Below are 22786 nucleotides of genomic sequence, written 5' to 3'. Positions count from 1 at the left end.
TTTCTATATACAAATCCTAAATAGGAAAAGAAAAATAATACCAATTGCCTATAAATAGATTATCAGTCTCCTATTAATAATTTAATGTAACAACGTTAATGTTTTGTAAATTAAGTATTAATTCACAAGTTTTTGTCAATAAGTGTAAAAGTATGAACCGACTGTTCTCATTGAAAAGCATGAGTACATTTTTATGATTTTTTAAAATGTTATGTTAAATTAAGAGAATAAACCTCAAAGGAAGGATGAATAAAATGTCACTTGAAAGTGTGAAAGAACATTTTAAAAGATGGAATCGCGAAAAGGATATTATGGAGTTTGAAACAGTAAGTGCAACGGTCGACCAGGCTGCCGAAACAATTGGTGTTGCTCCAGAGCGAATTGCTAAGACACTTTCTTTTCGTGGGGAAGGGGAGTCTGCAATTTTAGTTGTGGCTGCGGGCGATGCAAAAATTGATAATAAAAAGTTCCGTCATACTTTTGGCTTAAAAGCAAGAATGCTTCCAGCAGAAGAGGTTGTTGAACAAACGGGACATGTGATTGGCGGTGTTTGCCCATTTGGTTTGGCAAATAATCTGGATGTGTATCTAGATGAGTCTATGAAGCGTTTTACAACTGTGTTTCCAGCTTGCGGCAGTATCAATTCTGCAATTGAATTAACTTGTGATGAGCTATTCCAATTTTCCGAGGCAAAGGGTTGGGTGGATGTCTGCAAAGGTTGGCAAATTGAAGAAACCGAGGATAAGGTTGCGGTACATAACGAATAAAAGGTGGGACAGTCTCACTGTCCACCCTTTTATTACTGCAAACCATAAATTAACGATGTTTTTTCTTGTTGTAACCTTGTTCTCCATATGGTTGGAGCTCTTCTAACCATTTATTTTCAAGTGCTTGCAATGCCTCTTTTTCATTAAAATAAGGGTCATCTTTCTTTTTAAGTTTTTCTAAAATATTTATGCTGAATTCACTTGCCCCATAATGACTCCAATCTTCTTGAAGTTCCTTATTAATAGGTGAGGCTGTACCTGAACTTAAACTGAATTTTAACCCGTTTAATGTTTTAAAGTTTCTAGTGCTTCCGATGAAAAGTTTTCCGTTTTGAGTATTTTTAATTTGGTAAACACCTGCTTCAACCGGTGTTTCTTTATATTGTTGTTTCAACTCTTTTTTTCGATCCATTGTAGACCCCCACTCCCATATTATTGTTTCAGCCAATATTGGCTACCATCAGGCTTTCTTTCTAAAAACCCATAACTAATTAAATATCTTCGAATCAACACATAATCATCATGCACTTTTTCTAAAATCTGATTGATTTCTTTTTCTGTGTAAGTGGTGTTGCTGTTGAAGAGTTTTGTCAATTCCCGAAGAACAATCAGTCTTTGTTTTTCTTTAGGAGGGAATTTTTTTAATCGACCATTTACCCCATCTGGTAAAAACTTGTGAATGATTTCTTGTTGTTCCCCTTCTGTTACAGCATATCGATCATCAACCATTGTTGCCGTGTTATGTGGTGGCACAAATGCTGGTGCATATTGGTCTCTTTCTTTTAATAGCTCCATAATAGCTAAAAAAGCCTTAGCTTGTCGTTCTTTTCTTTCAAGGCAAAACGATGATGTCTTATCGTAGAGGTACTGCCAATGCCCATCTTAGCTTGAACCTCCTTATCACTTTTACCTTGGTAAAAGAGGCGAAGTAAAAGATTCTGATGATCAGTAAGCCCAGTTAGCTTTTTATCAAGCCCAATTAAATAATCAAATACGGATTGATGGGTGCCTTCGATATGAATACGCATATACCTTTCAGCTTCATAAAGGACTCCTTCTTGAGGGTATACAACCCCTTTTTCTACTTTCTTACCACATAAAAGGCATATATACGAATCGTGCTCTTGAATGTAACCTTGTTTAAGTTCCTCTAATGAGGAATTCCAAAAATTTTCTGATATATCCACTGTTCAAACACATCCATTCAAATAGTAAAATTGAACAAACAAATATTATATATGTTTATGTTATTACAAACATATTATTATTTTGTTTGTTTATTGTCAAACATTATTTAAATTTGTTTATGAATGACTACATGATTCGATGAAATGTTTGTCTAACCTACAAAAAGATTAAAGTAAGAAGGCAGTCAGCAGTAGAACTTGATAGATGGGGGCAAATACACCAATGCCTTTGGTTGGAACCAAACTAGCCCACCGAACATAATCTGTTATGAATGTCCAGAAATTCAAAAAAAGTAACTGGAGGGTTACAGATGTACCATGCAAGGCTAGTTCAATATACATTAGGGAATGGACAGAGATTAGTCGCTGAGAAGCTTACAAAAGAATTTGATCGAATAAGTAGAGGCCTAACGGGATTTAGAGGGAATGTCTATTTTTTTGATGATTCCACTGGAGAATATAGGGCTATAAACTATTGGGATACAAAGCAAGATGCTGAGGCAGCCAATAAGGTAATCTTTCCAAAACTAGAAGAATTGTTACAGAATTACACAAACGAAAAACCGACTTATCGATTCTTTGAAGTATTTGATGCGATTGACGACGGAGAAATTCTTTCATCCCATACAATTACAAAATAAAAAGAGCTTGAAAGACCAAGCTCTTTTTCTTTACTTCACCAAATCAACCGATTTTAGACCGTTGTACACTCCGGAATTCTCGACATCTGTCGTTTTGAATTTTGCGTAGGGAAATAAATCAGGATTTGCATTACCCATTGCGAATCCTGCCCCAACCGCTGACAGCATTTCTTTATCATTCATTCCATCTCCAAAGGCGGCTGCTTGTTCTGGTGGAATATGGAGGGCATCTAACACGGCTTTAACTGCCACGCCTTTATTCACCTTGCCCCGAATCACATCGCGACAGTTTTTCATCCCTTCCACATTTACAGAGGAGAGATGGATTTCATCGATATAATTAAATTTTTTCTCGGCATGTTCTTCAGTGGTAATAATGGTTGCTCCCAGGATTTCTTCTTTTTTGGTATCATCATAAATTGCATTTTTCCTTAAATGAAAGGTTTTTATGAATTCTTTTACGATTTTAGGTTCCATGCTAGTAAAGATATTTTTATTTCGTGAATAGAGAACAATATCGAAATGGTTTTCTTTACTTGTTTTTAATAGATTTTCAACTAAGTTATCTGAAAGTGGTTCATGAAAGAGCGTGTTACTTTGATGGGTAGCAAATGCCCCGTTATATGCAATATAAGACGAAATGGAGAGTTCATCTCCAATATCCGTAATTTCATGAAGTGGTCTACCAGTTGCAAGAAACACTTCAATTCCCTTTTGTTGCAGCTGAGTAACAGCTTTTTTAGTAGATTGTTCAATCGTATCGTCTGGTCGTAAAATCGTTCCATCTATGTCGAGAAAGACAATTTTTATATCAGGCATTTGTGAACTCCTTTTTTCAATTAGTATACCATTTTGTTAAGTTTGAAACCTGATTAGGTGTTTATTCGTATTAATAAATAAGACAGGAGGGAACGGTATGCGAGCGAAATTTGGTGGCTTCATTTTTTTACTAGCATTATTATTTATCTTTCCAATTCAAGGATTTGCAGTGGACTATTGGATTAATGATGTGAAGATAGACGCACATCTGCAAAATGACGGTACTGTTTACGTAACTGAAACCCATACATATGAATTTGATGGAGAGTTTAACGGAATCACTAGGACAGTCATTCCGAAGAAGGGGAGTTCAATTAAGGACTTTTCCGCTACTGAAAATGGTGAAAAGCTACGAGTAGAAAGGGAAGATGACCTGTATAAAATCCATCGCAAGGGGGAGGACGAGACAATTGCAGTTACACTCTCCTACAAAATTGAAAATGGTATTGAAATCTATCAGGATGTCGCGCAATTTTATTGGCCGTTTTTTGATAACCGGAACGAGTCAACCTATGAAAATCTCGTTATCACGGTTCATCCACCTCAACCAACAAGTAGTGATGTAATTGCGTTTGGGTATGATGAGGCATTTCAAAAAGAGACTGTACAGTCAGATGGTTCAGTTGTTTATCAGTTTGGGGAAGTACCAAGCGAAACAAACGGAGATATTCGCATTGCATATGATGTTAGTCTGTTTTCAGGAGCCACTTTTGTAACAAGCGATAAGCCAATGAAAGAGGAAATTGTAAAAGATAAAAACGAGCTATTTGCAAAAGCACAGGAAAAAGCAGAGACAAAAGAAACTCTCTCAAAGGTTGCAATAGTGATAGTTCCGATATTCGCGTTACTCTTTTTCGTGATCATTATTCGAAATCGATTTGAAGGAAAAGCAAGGCTAGCGGCAGTAACAAGCGAAATGCAGAATCCTGGCTACCTTCCTAAGCAAGAGCTTAGTCTACCAGCAACAATTTCCTTTACAAACCATAACTATCTTCCACAGGGGCAGTCAATGGCTGCAGCATTATTGGATTTAGTGAGAAAGAAGATGGTGAGGCAGGTATCGGATGAAAGGTTCCAGCTCGTGAATCAGGCAGGAGCTTTACCACATGAGAGTATTTTAATCGAGTGGTTATTTAAAAAAATTGGTCAAAACGGTGAGTTTGGTTTTTCAGACCTGAAGGCATATTCGAAAAATAAGAAGAACTCTGGTAAATACTCAAGTTTCCAAATGAAATGGGGAGAAGCAGTCCGAAATGAAGTAAAGGAACGCCAGCTTTATGAGGATAAATCAAAATTCAAATTGTTTTTTGGATTAATTAGCATTGTGTTAGTGCCGTTTTTATTCCTGTTTCCAATGTATGACTTGTTTGGATGGTTTGTTTTAAATTTGATTTTATTTGGAGGAATCATTATATACGTGATTTCCTACCGCCCGAAAAATATGGAAGGCTTAAAGATTTACCACGAGTGGTTACTGTTTAAAAAACGGTATAAAGTCCTTACACCGGATGAATGGAAAAAGTGGTCAGAAGATGACCAAATGCGTGCCTATATTTACGGACTAGGAATTGGCGATAAGGAAATGAAGAAACAGAACGAGGATTTACTATCCGCACTTTACAAACCTAACTACAACGAAAGTACCTACTTTTACCCGTATTCGGTTTATTCCTTTGGGAACGTGGGGCCAGAAGCTTCTGCTCATTTTCAATTTGCCAATGAATCTATTGGAACCGGTAGCAGCAGTTCAAGTAGCGGTGGAGGAACCGGTGGCGGTGGCGGTGGATCTGGCGCATTTTAGCCCTAACCTGGTCCACGGGGACAGGTTCCATGACCCGCCATATTTTTACAGCGACAAAGTACCAGTCCCTCTGATCCAAAAGTGGAAAATATAAAAAAAGGTATGCAACATAGCATAGTATCGTTGCTATGTGTTGCATACCCTCATTTTATATTTATTGGACTTTTATTTTGATAAAGTTTTCAATCGATAAAGCTGCAACCCCTAATGCAGCGGCATCATTATATAATTGGGAAAACTGAATGGAAAGGCCTTCTTGATGATAGCCCATTGCATGAACATTTACATATTTTTTGATTGGTTTTTCAATCCATTTCTTGGCCATGGCAAGTCTGTTTCCGATGATGATTAACTCAGGATTAAAGCTGTTGATTATATTGCTTATTCCGACTCCTAAGTACATCCCAATAGTATTAAAGATAGTAATGACATCTTCATTACCATTTTCAGCTAAGTTGAGTAATAATTCAATCGATAGTGTTTCCTTTGTTACCTGAGGCAATTTGGCTTTTAAGGCCTCATCTAAAAGGGCGCGCTCAGATGCATATAGTTCCCAACAGCCACTACTGCCGCAAGAGCAATCTTTCCCACCAACTTGAATGACCATATGCCCCATTTCACCTGAAAAACCATTCATTCCAGTGAACAACTTCCCATCTAGAATTGAACCGATTCCAATACCAATACCGGCACTCACATACATGATATTGTTATAATCTTTTCCAGCACCGTAAATTCTTTCACCATATGCCCCAGCGTTAGCCTCATTTTCAATGAAAACTGGGATATTAAAGGCATCCTCAATTATTTTTTGTAATTCGATATCTTTCCAGCCAAGGTTCGGCGCTACAAGGATTTTATTACTATTGGTAACTAAACCAGGCACACCAATTCCAATTCCAACGATGCCATACCGGCCCATTGGAGCACTTTCAATTAAGTCTTCAATCATCTTTTGGAGGATAAGAAGTACGTCTTCATAATGATGAACTGTAATCTTTTTATTAATTTCAACGATTTTATTCCCTTTTAAGTCTGTTAAAAGTCCTAAAATATAGTTTACCCCAAGGTCAATCCCGATTGCATAACCGGCATTTTGGTTATACAGTAACATGACAGGTCTTCTACCACCACTAGATTTTCCAGGACCTGATTCATAAATAAATTGTTCCTCAATCAGTTCACCTACAAGGGAGGAAACCGTTCCCTTATTAAGACCGACTTTTTGAGAAATATCAGCCCTTGAAATCGGCTCCTGTTTAATTACCGACTCTAAAACTAATTTTTTATTAATCTGTTTGACTAACTGTTGATTTCCAGTCATAATATCAGTCATTATTTTTTACCCCGTCACTTAAATTTAGGATAACTAGTCACTCTATCATCGCTATTTACCCTTTGTATACTATTTAAACAAAGATTTTTATAGATAGTAACATCTTATCAAAAACGGGAAAAGAAAACATTATTTATTTTCAAAACTATGAAAACGCTGTCTTTACAAAAGAATGGAGAATAGTTTAGAGGTATTGATGTGATTAAGGGCAAATACCAAGTATGGTACGGAGTCTACTCTTTTGTCACAAGGTAGAAGATTATGAATTTGAAAACTTAGTTTATGTTATAGACAAACTAAGTTTATGGTGATAGAATGACAACTGTAAGCGTTTTAAATTACTGTATTTAATTGACCGTTTGTTTTAGATTCAATATCATTCATTTTTATCGTAAGAACGTTTTTAAGGGAAGAAAATAACATACTGAGGTGATGATGAATGCTTAAAATTCAAAACCCAATATTGACTGGTTTTAATCCGGATCCAAGTATTGTCCGTAATGGAGAAGATTACTATATTGCTGTATCTACATTTGAATGGTTCCCGGGAGTGGGAATCTATCACTCTAAAGATTTGAAAAATTGGCGTCTAGTCAGTCGTCCACTAAACCGTTTAAGTCAATTAAATATGATGGGAAATCCCGATTCTGGTGGTGTTTGGGCTCCAGCTCTTTCTTATGCTGACGGTAAGTTCTGGTTGATTTTTACTGATGTAAAGGTTACTGAAGGACGTTGGAAAGATTGCCATAACTACTTAGTAACATGTGACACAATTGATGGTGAATGGTCTGATCCGATTTATTTAAATAGCAGCGGCTTTGACCCATCACTATTCCATGATACAGATGGAAGAAAATACATAGTGAATATGTATTGGGACCACCGCATTGATAAGCATAATTTTTACGGAATCATGCTTCAAGAATATGATCCAGAGCAACAGAAATTAGTTGGGGAGCAAAAAACCATCTTCAAAGGCACAGATGTTAAGTTAACGGAAGCGCCTCATCTTTATAAAATAAATGGATACTACTACCTCTTAACTGCAGAAGGTGGTACAAAATATGACCATCAGTCAACGATAGCTCGTTCGAAAGATTTATGGGGACCATATGAAGTACATCCGGAAAACCCTTTAATTACTTCATTCCCATATCCAAGAAATCCACTGCAAAAGGCAGGTCACTCATCTATTGTTCAAACACATACAGATGAATGGTTCTTAGTCCACTTAACCGGTAGACCACTACCCAGAGAAGGTGAGCCATTACTTGATCCGCGTGGCTATTGCCCATTAGGAAGAGAAACTGCTATCCAACGATTAGAGTGGCGCAACGATTGGCCATATGTAGTTGGTGGAAATCAACCTTCAGTAGAAATCGATGGGCCAAATGTAGAAGAAGTGAAATGGGAAAGAGATTATCCAGAAAAAGATGATTTTGATTCTCAAAACTTGAATCTTAACTTCCAAACATTGCGAATTCCATTGGGTGAAGACATCGTCTCTTTAAAGGATAATCCAGGTCATTTACGAATTTATGGTAGAGAGTCATTAACATCTAAATTCACTCAAGCATTTGTAGCAAGACGCTGGCAGCATTTCAATTTTACGGCGGAAACAAAAGTTGCTTTTAATCCTGATACCTTCCAACAATCTGCAGGATTAGTTAACTACTATAATACTCAGAATTGGACTTCTTTACAGATTTCTTGGCATGAGGAAAAAGGAAGAATAGTCGAATTAATGACATGTGATAACTTCACATTTGGTCAACCATTAAGAGGAAAAGAGATTGTGATTCCAGAAGATGTAGAGTACATTTTCATGAGAGTTGACGTGGATACTGATGTTTACCATTACTCTTACTCATTTGATGGTGAAAACTGGTCACAAATTCCAGTTACATTCTATTCTTATAAATTATCCGATGATTACATTCAAGGTGGAGGCTTCTTTACAGGTGCATTTGTCGGAATGCAATGTCAAGACACATCTGGTCAACGTAAACCTGCCGACTTTGATTACTTTATTTACAAAGAAAAATAAGAGATTATCTCTATTAGTAGAATAAAAATAGGAGTGCCCAAGACTAGTTTTTGGGCATTTTTTAATAAAAAGTAAGGCTCTTCTGAATTTATACGGAGGTGTGCGGATGTTTTGGGAAAATTATATCGTCAATGACTATCATGATGGTGATTTTAAATTGGTTCATAACAATAAAGCTGCCACTATTCTTGTGGAACAAGAGGACTACCAAAGTGTAGTAAGGGCAGTCAAGGATTTGCAAAATGATATACATAAAGTGTCAGCTATCAAACCAAAAATTGTTCATGAATGGATTGCTGAAGAGGAAGCTATCATTATTGGTACCATTGGTAAAAGTAACGTGATTGACCAATTAATTTCTGATGGAAAACTAGATGTAGCGGAAGTTAAGGGTAAATGGGAATCCTTTGTGATTCAAACCGTTCAACAGCCTCTTCCGAATGTGGAACAGGCTTTAGTTATAGCGGGAAGTGACAAACGGGGCACCATTTTTGGTATTTATGATATTTCCGAGAAGATTGGGGTTTCACCTTGGTATTGGTGGGGAGATATGCCAGTTAAGCACCGAGATGATTTACTAGTTAAAGAGGGAATCTATAAACAAGGCGAGCCATCTGTTAAATATCGCGGGATATTCCTTAATGATGAAGGTCCATCCTTAATGTCCTGGGTTCGTTCAAATTATCCCGATTTCACACATAAATTTTATGAGAAAATTTTCGAATTGACCTTACGATTAAAAGCAAATTATTTATGGCCAGCGATGTGGGACAACACTTTTTATGAAGATGATGAACAAAATGCAGTTATTGCAGACTATTATGGAGTTGTAATGGGAACATCTCACCATGAGCCAATGATGCGCCCACATGGTGATTGGAAGAAGCACCGTAATGGTCCTTGGGATTACTCCCTTAATGAAGAAGTTCTTTACAACTTTTGGGAAGAAGGTGTCAGAAGAAGTAAAGACTATGAAAATATCATTACACTCGGCATGCGAGGTGATGGTGATGAAGAAATGGGTGGGGAGTTAACATTTGAAGAAAAAATTCAACTTCTGGAAAAAATCATCACAGATCAACGAGAAATGATTGCAACCTATGTAGATTCCGATGTCACAAAGGTTCCACAACTATGGGCATTGTACAAAGAGGTTCAAGATTACTATGAACATGGCATGCGAGTACCTGATGATATCACTTTACTTTGGGGTGATGACAACTTCGGAAATATCAGAAGGCTCCCGACCGAAGAAGAAAGAGAAAGAGCAGGTGGGGCAGGCATTTACTATCATGTCGATTATGTAGGGGGACCTAGATCATATAAATGGATAAATACTGTACCTATCACAAAAATATGGGAACAGATGCATAAGGCCTATGAATATGGTACGGATCGAATTTGGATTCTAAATGTTGGGGACTTAAAACCAATGGAATTTCAATTGGAATACTTCTTGCGCATGGCCTGGAATATCAATGAATTTACCAAAGATAATAGCTGGGAATACAGTGTAGCTTGGGCCAAACGCCAATTTGGTCCTGAATATGCAGAAGATATTGCTTATATTATCACCCAATATTCTAAATTTAATGGACGAATTAAACCAGAACAATTAGTCGATGTTCCAATTTATAGTTGGGAGAATTATGACGAAGCTGAAAAAGTGTTGGCAGAGTTTTATGAGATAACGAATCTGGCAGAATCCATTTATGGGGAGCTTCCAGAGGAATTAAAAGATTCATTCTTCCAAATCGTGTTATATCCGGCTAAGGCATCCAAAATTGTAACAGAGCTTTATTTAAAAGCAGAAAAAAGTAAGCTTTTAGCAAAACAAGGTAGGGTTTCTGCAAATATTGCAGCTAGAGAAGTAGAACATTTATTTGAAGAAGATAGCCAGTTTTCATTTGACTATAATAAGAGAACCTCTCTCGGTAAATGGAACCATATGATGGATCAAACTCATATTGGATACACGTATTGGCAACAACCAGAAAACAATACAATGCCGGAAGTTGCTCGGGTTGAGCCAAAGGATAGCGCGGAAATGGGTGTTTTTGATAATGGTGGATTGAAATATGACTGCTATACAAAACGTCATGCCACCATCGACATCTATAATAAAGGATTACAACCATTTACGTATTCAATCAAGGCAAATAATCCGTGGCTTCATGTTCCATCTAGCCAAGGCCTCATAATAACTGAGAAAAAAATTGTGGTTGAAATAGATTGGGAACATGTACCTGTTGGGGAATCAGTTAGTGGGGAATTAAAGATAACAGGATCGGAAGGGTCCGTGTTTACAGTCCCTGTTTCTGTATATAATCCTGCAAAACCTACACGAGATTCATTAGAAGGTTTTATTGAAATAGACGGCTATGTTTCTATTGAGGCAGAACATTACACAAATAAAAAAGATACGAGAGATGCGAGTTGGGAATGCATACCAGGGCATGGTAGAACATTATCGTCTATGGCAATCTTCCCAGTAACAGCTGAAAGCATAACAACAAATTTCGAACATTCACCATGTCTAGAGTATAAAATGTTTCTTTCAAACCCAGGTGATGTGGAAGTGAATTTGTTAGTGGCACCAACATTGAACTTCATGGAAGGAAAAGGTGCTCGAATCGGTATTTCCTTTGACGATCAACCAATTCAAATGATAGATGCCGTTAAATATAGTGAAAATGGTGGCTTCCATTATGAAGATTGGGCGAAAAGTGTCATTTTTAATATTCGCGAAGTGAAATCGAACCATCAACTTAAAGAGAAGGGATATCACACTCTAAAAGTTTGGATGGTTGATCCAATTGTTGCGTTGCAAAAAATTGTCGTTAATACAGGTGGGGTTAAGCCAAGTTATTTAGGGCCACCTGAAAGCTTTTATAAGGGAAAAGCTGCCGAAGAACGATACCCTATAGATCATGATTCATTTATGATTCCTGGTACGATAACAAAGGTTGGGGCTAATGAAGAAAGGAAGATGTTCGTCGAAGATAGCGGCATTTACGAGATTCAATTAAGTGGGTCAAGTAATGCGGTTATAAGTGTTCATCTCAATGGTACGTGGAAAGATCATGAGATTACTGAAACCAAAAATCAACTATGGTTACCTGCAGGAACCCACCAATTCCATATAGACCGTGAGAATATAGATGTTGAACTAAAGTTAATCGACAAAGATTATCTAAAAATAGCTCCAACATTACGGAAAGACGTAGAAGCTGGAAATGGGGTAATTTTACAAGTCGGTTTATATAATCGGGATCAGTACTCTCACAAGTTCTCAATGGAACTTTCATTGTTCAATGAAGCGGGAATAGAGATAGGTTCAGTTATACTACCAGGTATAGCAGAAAATAACGGAAAAGAAATGTTTAATGTAGGGTTCAAGACCAAACCAAAAGGAGTATTTACATTAAAAGCAACTCTCCAATATAGTGGAAAATCAAGAAACCATCAGTTTGATTTTCAGCTCTACTAAATACTGTATGATATGCGGGAGAATATAGATTTCTCTCGTAACTCAAAAAATTTACCTCAGAGTTGTTAGAGAGAAAGGGGCCAACACCATTAATGTCAAACGTAAACGAAATCAATGAAACGTTAAGTGGACCAACAGCTCCGAAGGACCCAATTGAGAGACGGAGTGGTTTTTATATCGCGTTTGAAACGATAATCGAAGCAACTGCTAGAAAAGGGGGCAGACCTTCACAAGAGCTTTATTTAGCGGGCGAACAATTAAAAAATAAGGCTCGTTTGGCAGGAGGCATTACCAATGAGGATATTTTAGAGCATCTTGAAACTTGTGAAGGGTTTCATCAATTGGTTCATAGTGTTGGAATTACTGTGAAACCTGTCAATGTTAGCTCAGATACGATACACTTTGTTTTTCAAAATTGGGGTAAAACGGTGATGTACGAGACAGGTACTGTTCTTACAAAAGAAATTCCGATGGATGGGGCCGAACACATTATTGTCTTATCTGAGTATAAGTGGCTGGAAGATGATGATGTACCAGGCAAGTTTGCCTTTGAATTTGAAAAAGAAGGTGAAATGGCTGAAGTAACAATAAAGTTTTACTTGAATGACGGGTATGAGGTGCCTGAATTTAGTCCTGAGGATCCTGTTAACTATGGATCAACTATGTATAAAGAGATGATTGCAAAATCTTTAGTAAGTAAAGGGAATACACTTAGGCTGAAGAATGCTATAGAAAAAGCAAAACGTGGAGACGATGTAACAATTGCATTTATTGGAGGCTCAATTACACAAGGTGCCGGAGCAAAGCCTATTCATTCGAATTGTTATGCGTACAAAACCTATGTGCAATTTAAAGAGAAATTTGCTAAAGGCGACGGAGAAAATGTACATTTTATAAAAGCGGGTGTTGGTGGTACCCCATCGCAATTCGGAATGATTCGCTATGAAAGAGATATTTTACGAGATGGTAAGGTAAAGCCGGATATTGTGATTATTGAATTTGCTGTCAATGATGCAGGAGATGAGACAAAAGGAGATTGTTTTGAGAGTTTAGTTTTAAAAAGCTTAGCTGCTACGAATAATCCAGCTGTTATCTTATTGTTTAGTGTATTCCCAAACGACTGGAATTTGCAGGATAGACTAGCTCCGGTAGGGTATCATTATCATTTACCGATGGTAAGTGTTAAGGATGCCGTAGTCAACCAATTCAACCAATCTAAAAACGAGGGCAATATCATTTCTAAAAGACAGTTCTTCTATGATATATATCATCCAACAAACGATGGACATACAATCATGGCTGATTGTCTTATGAATCTAATCGAACAAGTTGATCAAACAGCAAGAGATTTTGAAGATATACAACTGTTGAAAGAACCAATCATTGGCAACTCGTTTAAAAATGTCCGCTTATTAGATCGAAGAGACGGGGATAAGGGTGTTGTTATTGAGGAAGGTAGTTTTACTGAGTACGATACTGATTTACAAATGGTAGAAATGGATAATCATCCTTCAGGTAGGCCGCAGTTACCATATAACTGGATGAAACCAGTCGGTTCTGAGAATGTGAGCTTTAAAATGACAATTCGATGTAAAAGCCTCCTACTTATTTTTAAAGATTCAGGAGATAGTGAGTTTGGGAAGGCGAATGTGTATATCAATGGTGAATATGCTAGAACATTTGATCCACATAAAAACAATTGGACGCATTGTAATGCGGTCATCTTACTAAATGAAGCACAATGTAAGGATTATACAATCGAAATTAAAATGGTTAACGAGGATAAGGATAAGAAGTTTACCATTCTTGGATTTGGTTATACGGTTGAATAAAGGATAGAATAGTTGATTAATCTTCGAAAATCCATAAGTTAATCTTTGTTTAATCTATATACAAAGTAAAATTGTTTTGCTATTCTTAAATTAGTAAGTGCTTTCATATCTGTTTTGTCACCAATTTACTACAAAAGAGTAGCAAATCTTTACTGGAAACCAGCAAAAATTCAAGAGGAGGAACAGAGATGAAGGCAGTGAAGTGGGGCATTATGAGTACAGCCAATATTGCACTGACCCAAATTATACCTGCAATTAATCGTGCGAGTAATGCTACTGTATTAGCAATTGCAAGTCGTAGTGAGGAAATGGCACAAAATATAGCGAGAGAATATGAGATTCCAAAATTTTATAATCGCTATGAGGATTTATTAGCTGATCCAGAAATCGATGCGGTATATATCCCCCTCCCTAATCACATACACAAAAAGTGGGCTATTCTTGCAGCGAAAGCAGGGAAACACATTTTATGTGAAAAACCTATTGCGTTAAATGTTAAAGAAGTTGAAGAAATCGAGAAAAGTTGTTCAAAGAATAAGGTATTTTTTATGGAAGCTTTCATGTATCAATTCCACCAACAGCATAAAAGAGTCAAAGATATCCTGAAAAATGGTGAGCTAGGTACGATTAAATTAATGAGAGCAAGCTTCACCTATAACATGACAGACCGAAAAACAAATATCAGAATGAAAAAAGGTATGGGTGGAGGAGCTATTTATGATATTGGGTGTTACTGTATACATTCAATTCGAACGATGTTAAACGCGGAACCAGTTTCAGTTCAAACTTTTGCTGAGATTGACTCAAAATCAGGGGTAGATGTTAGTGCTATTGTACATATGAAATTAAATAATAATGTCGATGCACTATTTGATTGCGGATTTAATATGACATTTCGGAATGAATATGAAATTGTTGGCTCTGAAGGGGTTTTAAAAGTACCACGTGCTTTCAGACCTGACACAGAAAATGGCGAAGGCCTTTTAATTATTGAGAAAGGCGATGAGGTAAGAACAGAGAGGATAATAGGAGATCAATATTTGAATCAGATTGAATATTTTTCTAACTGTGTCATCAATCGTACGGCTCCTGAATATACACTTCGAAATAGTAGTAAAAATATGAAAGTTATAGATGCAATTTATGAATCAATCAGAAAAAACGAGGAAATTGTGTTAAATAAGCACCTCTTAGTTTGTTAAATGGATGAACTATGTAGGGAACATTTTATTTCTCCAATGCTAGTTAACAATATTAAGTGTGTTTTTAGTATGTTCATTCCAGAATGTAAGTTGGGATATCCGCCATTTACCTATATCAGATTAATTACCTAAGTTAAAATCATTCATCTAAGGAGGAGATAAGATTGACAAAACAAGTTGAGATTCCTTCATTGTATAAGAAGTATGAACCATACTTTGATATTGGTGCTGCAGTAAACGTGAAAACGATTCATACTCAAAAGAACTTATTATGTAGTCAGTTTAATAGTTTTACAGCAGAAAATGAGATGAAACCAGAACTACTTCAGCCAGAAGAGGGTTTATACACGTTTGAGAGTGCTGATCAGATTGTAACTTTTGCTAGAGAAAATGAGAAGAATTTACGCGGACATACTTTAGTTTGGCATAATCAAACACCCAATTGGTTCTTTGAAGACAAAGATGGTCAAGTTGCAGACAAATATACGGTATTAAAGAGAATGAGGGACCATATTCATACAGTTGTTACTAGATATAAAAAGGATATTTACTGCTGGGATGTCGTAAATGAAGTTATCAATGATGAGGGGCCTGAGTTATTAAGGAAATCTAAATGGCTAGATATTATTGGTCCTGAATTCATTGAAAGGGCTTTCGAGTATGCTCATGAGGCAGATCCAAACGCACTCCTTTTCTACAATGACTACAATGAATCCAATCCAGAAAAAAGAGAGAAAATCTATACCCTTGTTAAGTCACTTATAGAAAAGGGAATACCAATCCATGGAATAGGGCTTCAAGCTCACTGGAATTTAACACAACCTAGTACAGATGAAATTCGTGCAGCGATTGAAAAGTATGCATCTTTAGGCTTGAAATTGCAACTAACTGAACTAGACATTTCGGCCTTTACATTTGAGAATCGACGCACTGATTTATTATCCCCAACTGCAGAAATTTTAGAACAACAAGCAGATCGTTATGATCGTTTATTCCAGTTATTAAGAGAGTATAAGGAAGTTATTACGGCTGTTACATTTTGGGGAGCTGCAGATGATTATACATGGTTAGATAATTTTCCGGTAGCAGGAAGAAAAAATTGGCCATTTTTATTTGATGAAAATCACAAACCAAAAGATTCGTTCTGGAAGGTCATTCAATTTTAAACAACTTGGGTGCATATTTCATTAATATGTGGGAGTCCAAATTGTTATACCGGGCGTGGATTCACAATTGGTTACATGCAATTTACAACTAGAAATCAATTTTCAAACAGGAGGTAGTTCATGATGTTGACGTTACAACCAAATTTAAATGGAAAAGTAGCCGTCATTACGGGTGGTTCTGGTGTGCTATGTAGCAGTATGGCGAAGGAATTAGCTAGACAAGGAATGAAAATCGCAATCATAAATAGAGGGAAAGAAAAAGGTGAAGAGGTAGCGAATGAAATTCGTAAATCAGGTGGAGTGGCAATTGCTATTTCATGTGACGTATTAAAGATTGAAGACGTTAAGCGTGCAGAAGAAATTGTTTCACGCGAATTAGGAGATTGTGATCTTTTAATTAATGGTGCTGGGGGAAATCATCCACAGGCTTCTACCACGAATGAGATTTTCAAAACGGCTGACCTGGTTAATCAGGATATCCAATCCTTCTTTGATTTAACACCTGGTGGTTTCGAGCATGTATTTAATTTGAACTTTATCGGTACTTTTATACCTACTCAAATTTTCGCGAAAAAAATGGTAGGAAAAAATGCAACGATTATCAATATTTCTTCCATGAGTGCACCAAGTCCAATGACAAAAGTACCTGCCTATAGCGCAGCAAAGGCAGCCATTGAAAACTTCACTCAATGGTTAGCTGTTCATTTTGCCGAGGCTGGTATTAGGGTAAATGCAATTGCACCAGGATTCTTTTTAACTGATCAAAATCGTAATCTATTAACAAATCAAGATGGGTCGCCAACTGAAAGAATGTCAAAAATTTTGTCACATACTCCAATGAGAAGATTAGGAGAACCTGAAGACTTACTTGGAACTTTACTTTGGCTTGTCAATGATGAAATGAGTGGCTTCGTAACAGGTGTGACGATTCCAGTTGATGGCGGCTTCATGGCCTATTCTGGTGTTTAAAAACGAATGACACAACCTCATCAAAGGAAGTGAAATGTATGGATGTTGTTACGATTGGTGAAACGATGGTGATGTTTACCCCGCAATCATCTCCACTTATGAGATATGCTGAAAGCTTTATTAAACGTTATGGTGGTGCTGAATCCAATGTTGCGATTGGATTAGCACGACTGGGACATAAAGTTGGTTGGATCAGCAAAGTGGGGAATGATGAGTTTGGGAAAGGAATGATTTCCTTTATTCGAGGGGAGGGGGTTGATGTAAGTCAAGTCAAAACGGATTCTCATGCCCCGACCGGACTGTATTTTAAAGAAGTGAAAAGTGGTCATAATGTCACTGTTCAATATTATCGAAACGGGTCTGCTGCTAGTCATCTTACACCACGAGATTTAGATCCGGATTATATTAAACAGGCAAAGTTTCTTCATATAACTGGGATTACACCTGCATTAAGTGATTCATGCTATCAAACTGTTAAAAGAGCTATTTCTATTGCAAAAGAGAATGGAGTTCAAGTCATCTTTGATCCAAATGTAAGGAAAAAATTATGGTCTGAAGAAAAAGCCAGGGAGGTATTGGTCGAATTAACCACTTTAGCAGATATTGTGCTCCCAGGATTAGAAGAGGGAACATTTATGTTTGGCGAGACTGATTATGTAAAAATAGGAAAGCGGTTCCTGGAGACTGGCCCAAAACTGGTCATTATGAAGGACGGTAAAAAAGGAGCTTATGTTTTTAAAGAGGATTGTTATGAGCTTATTCCAGGTTTTGAAGTAGACGAAGTCATTGATCCTGTTGGAGCAGGAGATGGTTTTGCTGCAGGGTTTATTTCAGGTCTTTTAAGTGGTTTTACTGTTGAGAAGTCAGTAGAAATAGGGAATGCAGTAGGTGCTCACGTTGTTCAAATACCTGGGGATTTTGAAGGTCTACCTTCGCAATGGGAGTTAAAGCAATTCTTGAATAGTGGCGCAACAACTGATGTATTAAGATAAAAAATCGAGAAGGCATTTCAACGAGGTGAGGATAATGACAATAGTAGAGCAAATGTTAAATAGCGGTGTTGTAGCAGTTATTCGTGGCGCCAAAGAAGATACAATTGTTCCGATTGCTGAAGCTCTTAGTAAGGGTGGAGTGAAAGGGATTGAGATTACTGCTGAAACTCCAGGGGCACTTAAATTGATTGAAAAGGTAGCGGTCGAACTAGGCGATAAAGTAATTGCTGGTGCAGGAACTGTTCTTGACCCAGAAACAGCTAGAACAGCAATTATGCATGGTGCCAAGTTTGTATTCTCACCTACAATTAATCCTGAAACGATAAAAATGACAAAACGATATGGGGTTATTAGTGTTCCAGGAGCATTAACACCAACAGAAATTTTAACAGGGTATGAACATGGAGCTGATTTAATTAAAGTATTTCCTGCCAATTTAGTAGGTCCGGGATATTTAAAAGATGTTCACGGTCCATTACCACATATTCCTTTAATGCCTACCGGTGGTATTAGTTTATCCAATGTCGAAAGTTATATTGAAGCAGGAGCAGTAGCTGTAGGTGTAGGTAGTACGTTAGTGAATACGAAAGTAAAAATGGATGATACGTATTTTGAAAGTTTAGTAGAACGAGCAAAAATGTTTAGTGATTTAGTGAAGAAAGCCAGGGGAAAACAGGAATATTCACGTTATTCAATGTCGTAACATTTAGTTTGTTTAGTGATTGTATTTATTTTCAAAAAATTTGGCGAAAAATGTACCTGAAACCGTTTACAAATACCTGAACCGATGGTACAATTCAACTATAAAGATAGTTTGTTCATCGGACTAACTATTTGTAGATAGTAAATAGGTTGAAAATTGATATATATCTTTTTTAGAGAATTAGACTCATCAAAAGGGAGGGCAAGTTATGAAAGAGGTTGTTCATAGTACCAATACGAATCAGTCAATGATAGAAATCCAAACCCCAAGTGTTTGGAAGCGTATGCTTAAAACATTAGGGAAAGATTGGCAATTATATTCCTTGTTAATCCTTCCTGTAATTTATTTACTAATTTTTAAATATGGCCCTATGTTAGGCAACATTATTGCGTTCCGAAGATTCGTTCCAGGAGGAAGTATTTGGGGTGAACAATGGGTTGGGTTTTATTACATAAACATGTTCATCAACGATCCGAAATTTTGGGAAGTGTTCGGTAACACGTTAGCATTAAGTGCTTTGACATTATTAATTACATTCCCGGCACCAATTATATTTGCACTTTTATTAAATGAATTAAGAAGTCAAAAGTTTAAGAAGTTTGTACAGACAGCATCTTATTTACCACACTTTTTCTCAATTGTAATTGTGGCAGGAATGATCCTTGAATTAACGTCAAGTGCAGGTCCGATTAATGCAATTGTTAAGTATTTCACGGGTGAACCCATATTCTTCATGCAAGATCCAGACTGGTTCAGACCTGTTTATGTCATTTCTGAGTTATGGCAAGGCTTAGGTTGGGGGGCTATCCTTTATCTAGCAGCTTTAACAAATATTGATGAAAGTCTTTATGAGGCAGCAAAAATGGATGGAGCTAGCAGGTGGAAACAAACGATTCATATTACGATACCTGGTATCATGCCAACGATTGTAACACTATTAATCTTAAACCTAGGATCATTGTTAGCAGTTGGATTTGAGAAAATCTTATTGATTTATAATCCATTAAACTATGAAACATCTGATGTAATTTCAACTTACCTTTACAGAATAGGTTTAGAGTCTAGTAACTTCAGTTATGCAACAGCAATTGGTCTATTCGAATCAATAATTGGGTTGACGTTAGTTTTATCAGCAAACTTTATTTCGAAAAAGCTAACAGAAACAAGCTTATGGTAAAGGAAGGGATCTCATGAAAGAATCAGCTTCTTATAAAGTATTCAAGGTATTTAATATAGTAATCTTACTATTTATTGTTTTTCTAACGCTCTTTCCTTTTGTAAATATCATTGCTCAATCATTCAGTAGTGAAGCAGCCATTCGTAGTGGACAAGTTAGTCTATTACCAAAAGGATTCAATATCGATACGTATAAGACGGTTATGGCTGATGCAATGTTTTGGACGAATTATAAAAACACCATCATTTATACAGTAGTTGGAACAACAATCAATATTGTGATGACAACGATGTTTGCCTATGCGTTATCTAAAAAACGTTTAGCAGGAAGAAACTTTTTTATTAAATTTGCCGTATTTACGATGTTCTTTAACGGTGGATTAATTCCAAACTATATCCTTATTAACAACTTAGGATTTACAAACACCATGTGGGCAATTGTTATCCCAGGTGCAATCAGTGTTTTCAATATGTTAATTATGAAATCTTTCTTTGAAAATATGCCGATTGAATTGGAAGAGGCAGCATCTATTGACGGATGTAGCACATACGGAACGATGTTTAGAATCATCTTGCCGCTTTCCAAACCAATATTAGCAACTATGGTTCTATTTTATGCAGTAGGAAACTGGAACTCTTGGTTTAGTGCTTTCCTTTACTTAGATAAAAAAGAACTTTTCCCGGTAACTATTTATTTGAGAAACTTAATTTCTGCTGCAACCGGCAGCCTTAACTCTGGTGCAACAAGTGCAGATGACCTATCTCAAATTTCAGCGAACATTAAATCCGTTACGATGGTATTAACTGTTTTACCAATTATTATGGTTTATCCATTCTTACAAAAATATTTCGTACACGGAATAATGTTAGGGTCTGTAAAACAATAATTGGATGCTACTTTTAACAAAGTTCATCATATAAAAAAACTCTTAGGGGGAAGAAAGATGAGTAAAAGTTTTAAAAAGCTTTTTCTTCTAGTTGCTGTTATTACAATGATTGGCACTATTCTCGCTGGCTGTAAAGGCAGTGATGAAGCAAGTAAAGAAGAAGATTTATCCAAGATTGAAGATTCAGCAGCAATGGCAGATTATGATGTTGATGTTACTTTCAAAGCAAATGAACCATTAACATTCTCTATGCTATTTAGTGATCAACCAGTTTATCCATATAAAGCTGACTGGACATTATTAAAAGAAATCACTGATAGAACAAACGTATCATTAGATATGACAATTGTACCTATGAGTGACTATGAACAAAAGAGAAGTTTATTAATTAGTTCTGGTGATGCTCCACTTATCATTCCTAAAACATATCCTGGCCAAGAAGGTCCTTTCGTTTCTTCAGGTGCAATTCTTCCTGTAAGTGACTATATTGACTGGATGCCTAACTTTAAAGATAAAGTAGAAAAGTGGGAATTAGAAGGCTATCTTGATGGATTACGACAAAAAGACGGTAAGTTCTATGTTTTACCTGGATTACACGAAAACGTTTGGCAAGATTATACGTTAATGGTGAGAAAAGATATTTTTGATGAAAATAATATTGAGCTACCTACAACTTGGGATGAATTACATGATGCATTAGTAAAACTAAAAGAAATTTATCCTGACAAGACTCCTTATTCTGACAGATGGAAATTTGATTCTACACTTAACTTTGCTTCAGGCTCTTTCGGCACAATTGGTGGTTGGGGACTAGGTAATGGAGCTTATTTCGATAGAGAAAATGAAGAGTTTGTATTTGCTCCTGCTACTGATGAATACAAAGAGATGTTAACATATTTCCACTCATTGGTTGAAGAAGGTTTACTTGATAGAGAAAGCTTCACTCAAGAAGACGATCAAGCAGAATCAAAATTTGTAAATGGTGAATCTTTCGTAATGGCTACTAACTTCCAAGAACTTGTAAGAGTACGAGGAGTTATGGATGAAACTTTAGGTAAAGGAAATTACGAAATTGTAAAAATTAATGTACCAGGTGGTCCAGCAGGACATAAATTAAACGGTACAAAACTTGAAAATGGTATTATGTTCTCTTCGAAAGCAAAAGATGATCCGAACTTTAAAGCTATGATGCAATTTATTGACTGGCTCTATTATAGTGATGAAGGACAAGAGTTAACTAAATGGGGTGTTGAAGACGAACACTTTACAAAAGATGATAGCGGTAAACGTACCCTGTTAGATCCTTGGAACTATTTAGGTCTTAACCCAACTGGCACGAAAGACCTTCGTGTTGAAAACGGATTCTCCGGTGGAGTATTTTCATACGGTGGTACAACAGAATTATTACATTCTATGATGAATGAAGAAGAAGTTAAATTCCAGGATATGATTCTTTCTACAAAAACAGTTGTTGATCCAGCACCTCCATATCCAATGGATCAAATGCAAAGCGAACAATTAACATTAGTAAGCACACCGTTAAATGACTTTGCGAAAACAAGTACGTTACAATTTATCTTAGGTGACCGTGACCTTTCTGAATGGGATGCATATGTTGCTGAACTTAAATCAAAAGGTATGGATAAATTCCTTGAAATTGTAAACGGTGCGTATGAAGAATATAAAGAGAATAATAAATAAGCTTTTTACGTAAGGTTTTAATTGAAATTTTAAAAGTTGGCTGTGAGGAAGCATTTTTTCACAGCCAATT

At 36.5% G+C, this 22786-nt stretch carries 17 protein-coding genes and 1 pseudogene; 14 read left to right on the top strand and 4 right to left on the bottom strand.

Annotated elements, in window-relative coordinates; all coding sequences use genetic code 11:
* Window positions 1–254: 254 nt before the first annotated feature.
* Window positions 255–767 (top strand): YbaK/EbsC family protein, encoded by a 513-nt coding sequence (locus BTHG_RS17005; protein ID WP_010677939.1) that lies wholly within the window; start codon window positions 255–257, stop codon window positions 765–767.
* Between the two features lie 49 nt (window positions 768–816).
* On the opposite strand, the gene BTHG_RS17000 is transcribed toward BTHG_RS17005, so the two are convergent.
* Window positions 817–1179: a GIY-YIG nuclease family protein gene (locus BTHG_RS17000; protein WP_010677938.1), complete on the bottom strand. Its 363-nt coding sequence runs from the start codon at window positions 1177–1179 to the stop codon at window positions 817–819.
* A 20-nt stretch (window positions 1180–1199) separates the two neighbouring features.
* Window positions 1200–1954, bottom strand: a pseudogene (locus BTHG_RS25215) (DUF2087 domain-containing protein).
* A gap of 311 nt (window positions 1955–2265) precedes the next feature.
* Between BTHG_RS25215 and BTHG_RS16990 the strand changes: the two are divergent.
* On the top strand, window positions 2266–2595 hold the full coding sequence (locus tag BTHG_RS16990) for a hypothetical protein (protein ID WP_010677935.1): 330 nt from the start codon (window positions 2266–2268) through the stop codon (window positions 2593–2595).
* Between the two features lie 30 nt (window positions 2596–2625).
* On the opposite strand, the gene BTHG_RS16985 is transcribed toward BTHG_RS16990, so the two are convergent.
* A complete protein-coding gene (locus BTHG_RS16985; RefSeq protein WP_010677934.1) occupies window positions 2626–3414 on the bottom strand; it encodes an HAD family hydrolase in 789 nt (262 codons plus the stop codon).
* A 97-nt stretch (window positions 3415–3511) separates the two neighbouring features.
* Here BTHG_RS16985 and BTHG_RS16980 point away from each other — a divergent pair, with 97 nt between their 5' ends.
* Complete coding sequence (locus BTHG_RS16980) at window positions 3512–5215, top strand: DUF2207 domain-containing protein (RefSeq protein ID WP_010677933.1); 1704 nt, start codon at window positions 3512–3514, stop codon at window positions 5213–5215.
* 154 nt (window positions 5216–5369) lie between these two features.
* Here the strand turns inward: BTHG_RS16980 and BTHG_RS16975 are convergent, their stop codons facing one another.
* The gene (locus BTHG_RS16975; protein ID WP_010677932.1) at window positions 5370–6551 is read right to left on the bottom strand and encodes an ROK family transcriptional regulator; all 1182 of its coding nucleotides are present in this window, start codon (window positions 6549–6551) and stop codon (window positions 5370–5372) included.
* Between the two features lie 439 nt (window positions 6552–6990).
* Between BTHG_RS16975 and BTHG_RS16970 the strand changes: the two genes are divergently transcribed.
* The 11 genes from BTHG_RS16970 to BTHG_RS16920 all read left to right on the top strand — a co-directional run bounded on the left by BTHG_RS16970 (window position 6991) and on the right by BTHG_RS16920 (window position 22716).
* Window positions 6991–8598 carry a glycoside hydrolase family 43 protein gene (locus tag BTHG_RS16970; protein WP_010677931.1) on the top strand — a complete coding sequence of 536 codons (1608 nt, stop codon included), beginning with the start codon at window positions 6991–6993 and terminating at the stop codon, window positions 8596–8598.
* A gap of 106 nt (window positions 8599–8704) precedes the next feature.
* On the top strand, window positions 8705–12088 hold the full coding sequence (locus tag BTHG_RS16965; protein WP_010677930.1) for a glycosyl hydrolase 115 family protein: 3384 nt from the start codon (window positions 8705–8707) through the stop codon (window positions 12086–12088).
* A 92-nt stretch (window positions 12089–12180) separates the two neighbouring features.
* The gene (locus tag BTHG_RS16960; RefSeq protein WP_010677929.1) at window positions 12181–13920 is read left to right on the top strand and encodes an SGNH/GDSL hydrolase family protein; all 1740 of its coding nucleotides are present in this window, start codon (window positions 12181–12183) and stop codon (window positions 13918–13920) included.
* Window positions 13921–14108: 188 nt separating this feature from the next.
* On the top strand, window positions 14109–15122 hold the full coding sequence (locus tag BTHG_RS16955) for a Gfo/Idh/MocA family protein (RefSeq protein ID WP_010677928.1): 1014 nt from the start codon (window positions 14109–14111) through the stop codon (window positions 15120–15122).
* Between the two features lie 164 nt (window positions 15123–15286).
* Complete coding sequence (locus tag BTHG_RS16950; RefSeq protein ID WP_010677927.1) at window positions 15287–16288, top strand: endo-1,4-beta-xylanase; 1002 nt, start codon at window positions 15287–15289, stop codon at window positions 16286–16288.
* 123 nt (window positions 16289–16411) lie between these two features.
* The gene (locus BTHG_RS16945) at window positions 16412–17257 is read left to right on the top strand and encodes an SDR family oxidoreductase (protein ID WP_010677926.1); all 846 of its coding nucleotides are present in this window, start codon (window positions 16412–16414) and stop codon (window positions 17255–17257) included.
* 38 nt (window positions 17258–17295) lie between these two features.
* Window positions 17296–18249, top strand: coding sequence for a sugar kinase (locus BTHG_RS16940; protein WP_010677925.1), 954 nt, complete (start codon window positions 17296–17298; stop codon window positions 18247–18249).
* A gap of 34 nt (window positions 18250–18283) precedes the next feature.
* On the top strand, window positions 18284–18952 hold the full coding sequence (locus BTHG_RS16935) for a bifunctional 4-hydroxy-2-oxoglutarate aldolase/2-dehydro-3-deoxy-phosphogluconate aldolase (RefSeq protein WP_010677924.1): 669 nt from the start codon (window positions 18284–18286) through the stop codon (window positions 18950–18952).
* A gap of 208 nt (window positions 18953–19160) precedes the next feature.
* The gene (locus BTHG_RS16930; protein ID WP_010677923.1) at window positions 19161–20129 is read left to right on the top strand and encodes an ABC transporter permease; all 969 of its coding nucleotides are present in this window, start codon (window positions 19161–19163) and stop codon (window positions 20127–20129) included.
* Window positions 20130–20142: 13 nt separating this feature from the next.
* The gene (locus tag BTHG_RS16925; protein WP_010677922.1) at window positions 20143–21015 is read left to right on the top strand and encodes a carbohydrate ABC transporter permease; all 873 of its coding nucleotides are present in this window, start codon (window positions 20143–20145) and stop codon (window positions 21013–21015) included.
* A gap of 57 nt (window positions 21016–21072) precedes the next feature.
* Window positions 21073–22716, top strand: coding sequence for an ABC transporter substrate-binding protein (locus BTHG_RS16920; RefSeq protein ID WP_010677921.1), 1644 nt, complete (start codon window positions 21073–21075; stop codon window positions 22714–22716).
* Window positions 22717–22786 lie beyond the last annotated feature (70 nt).

This window comes from Bacillus timonensis (assembly GCF_000285535.1).
Classification (GTDB): Bacteria; Bacillota; Bacilli; order Bacillales; family Bacillaceae_L; genus Ferdinandcohnia; species Ferdinandcohnia timonensis.
This window is presented reverse-complemented; position numbering and strand designations above follow the sequence as displayed.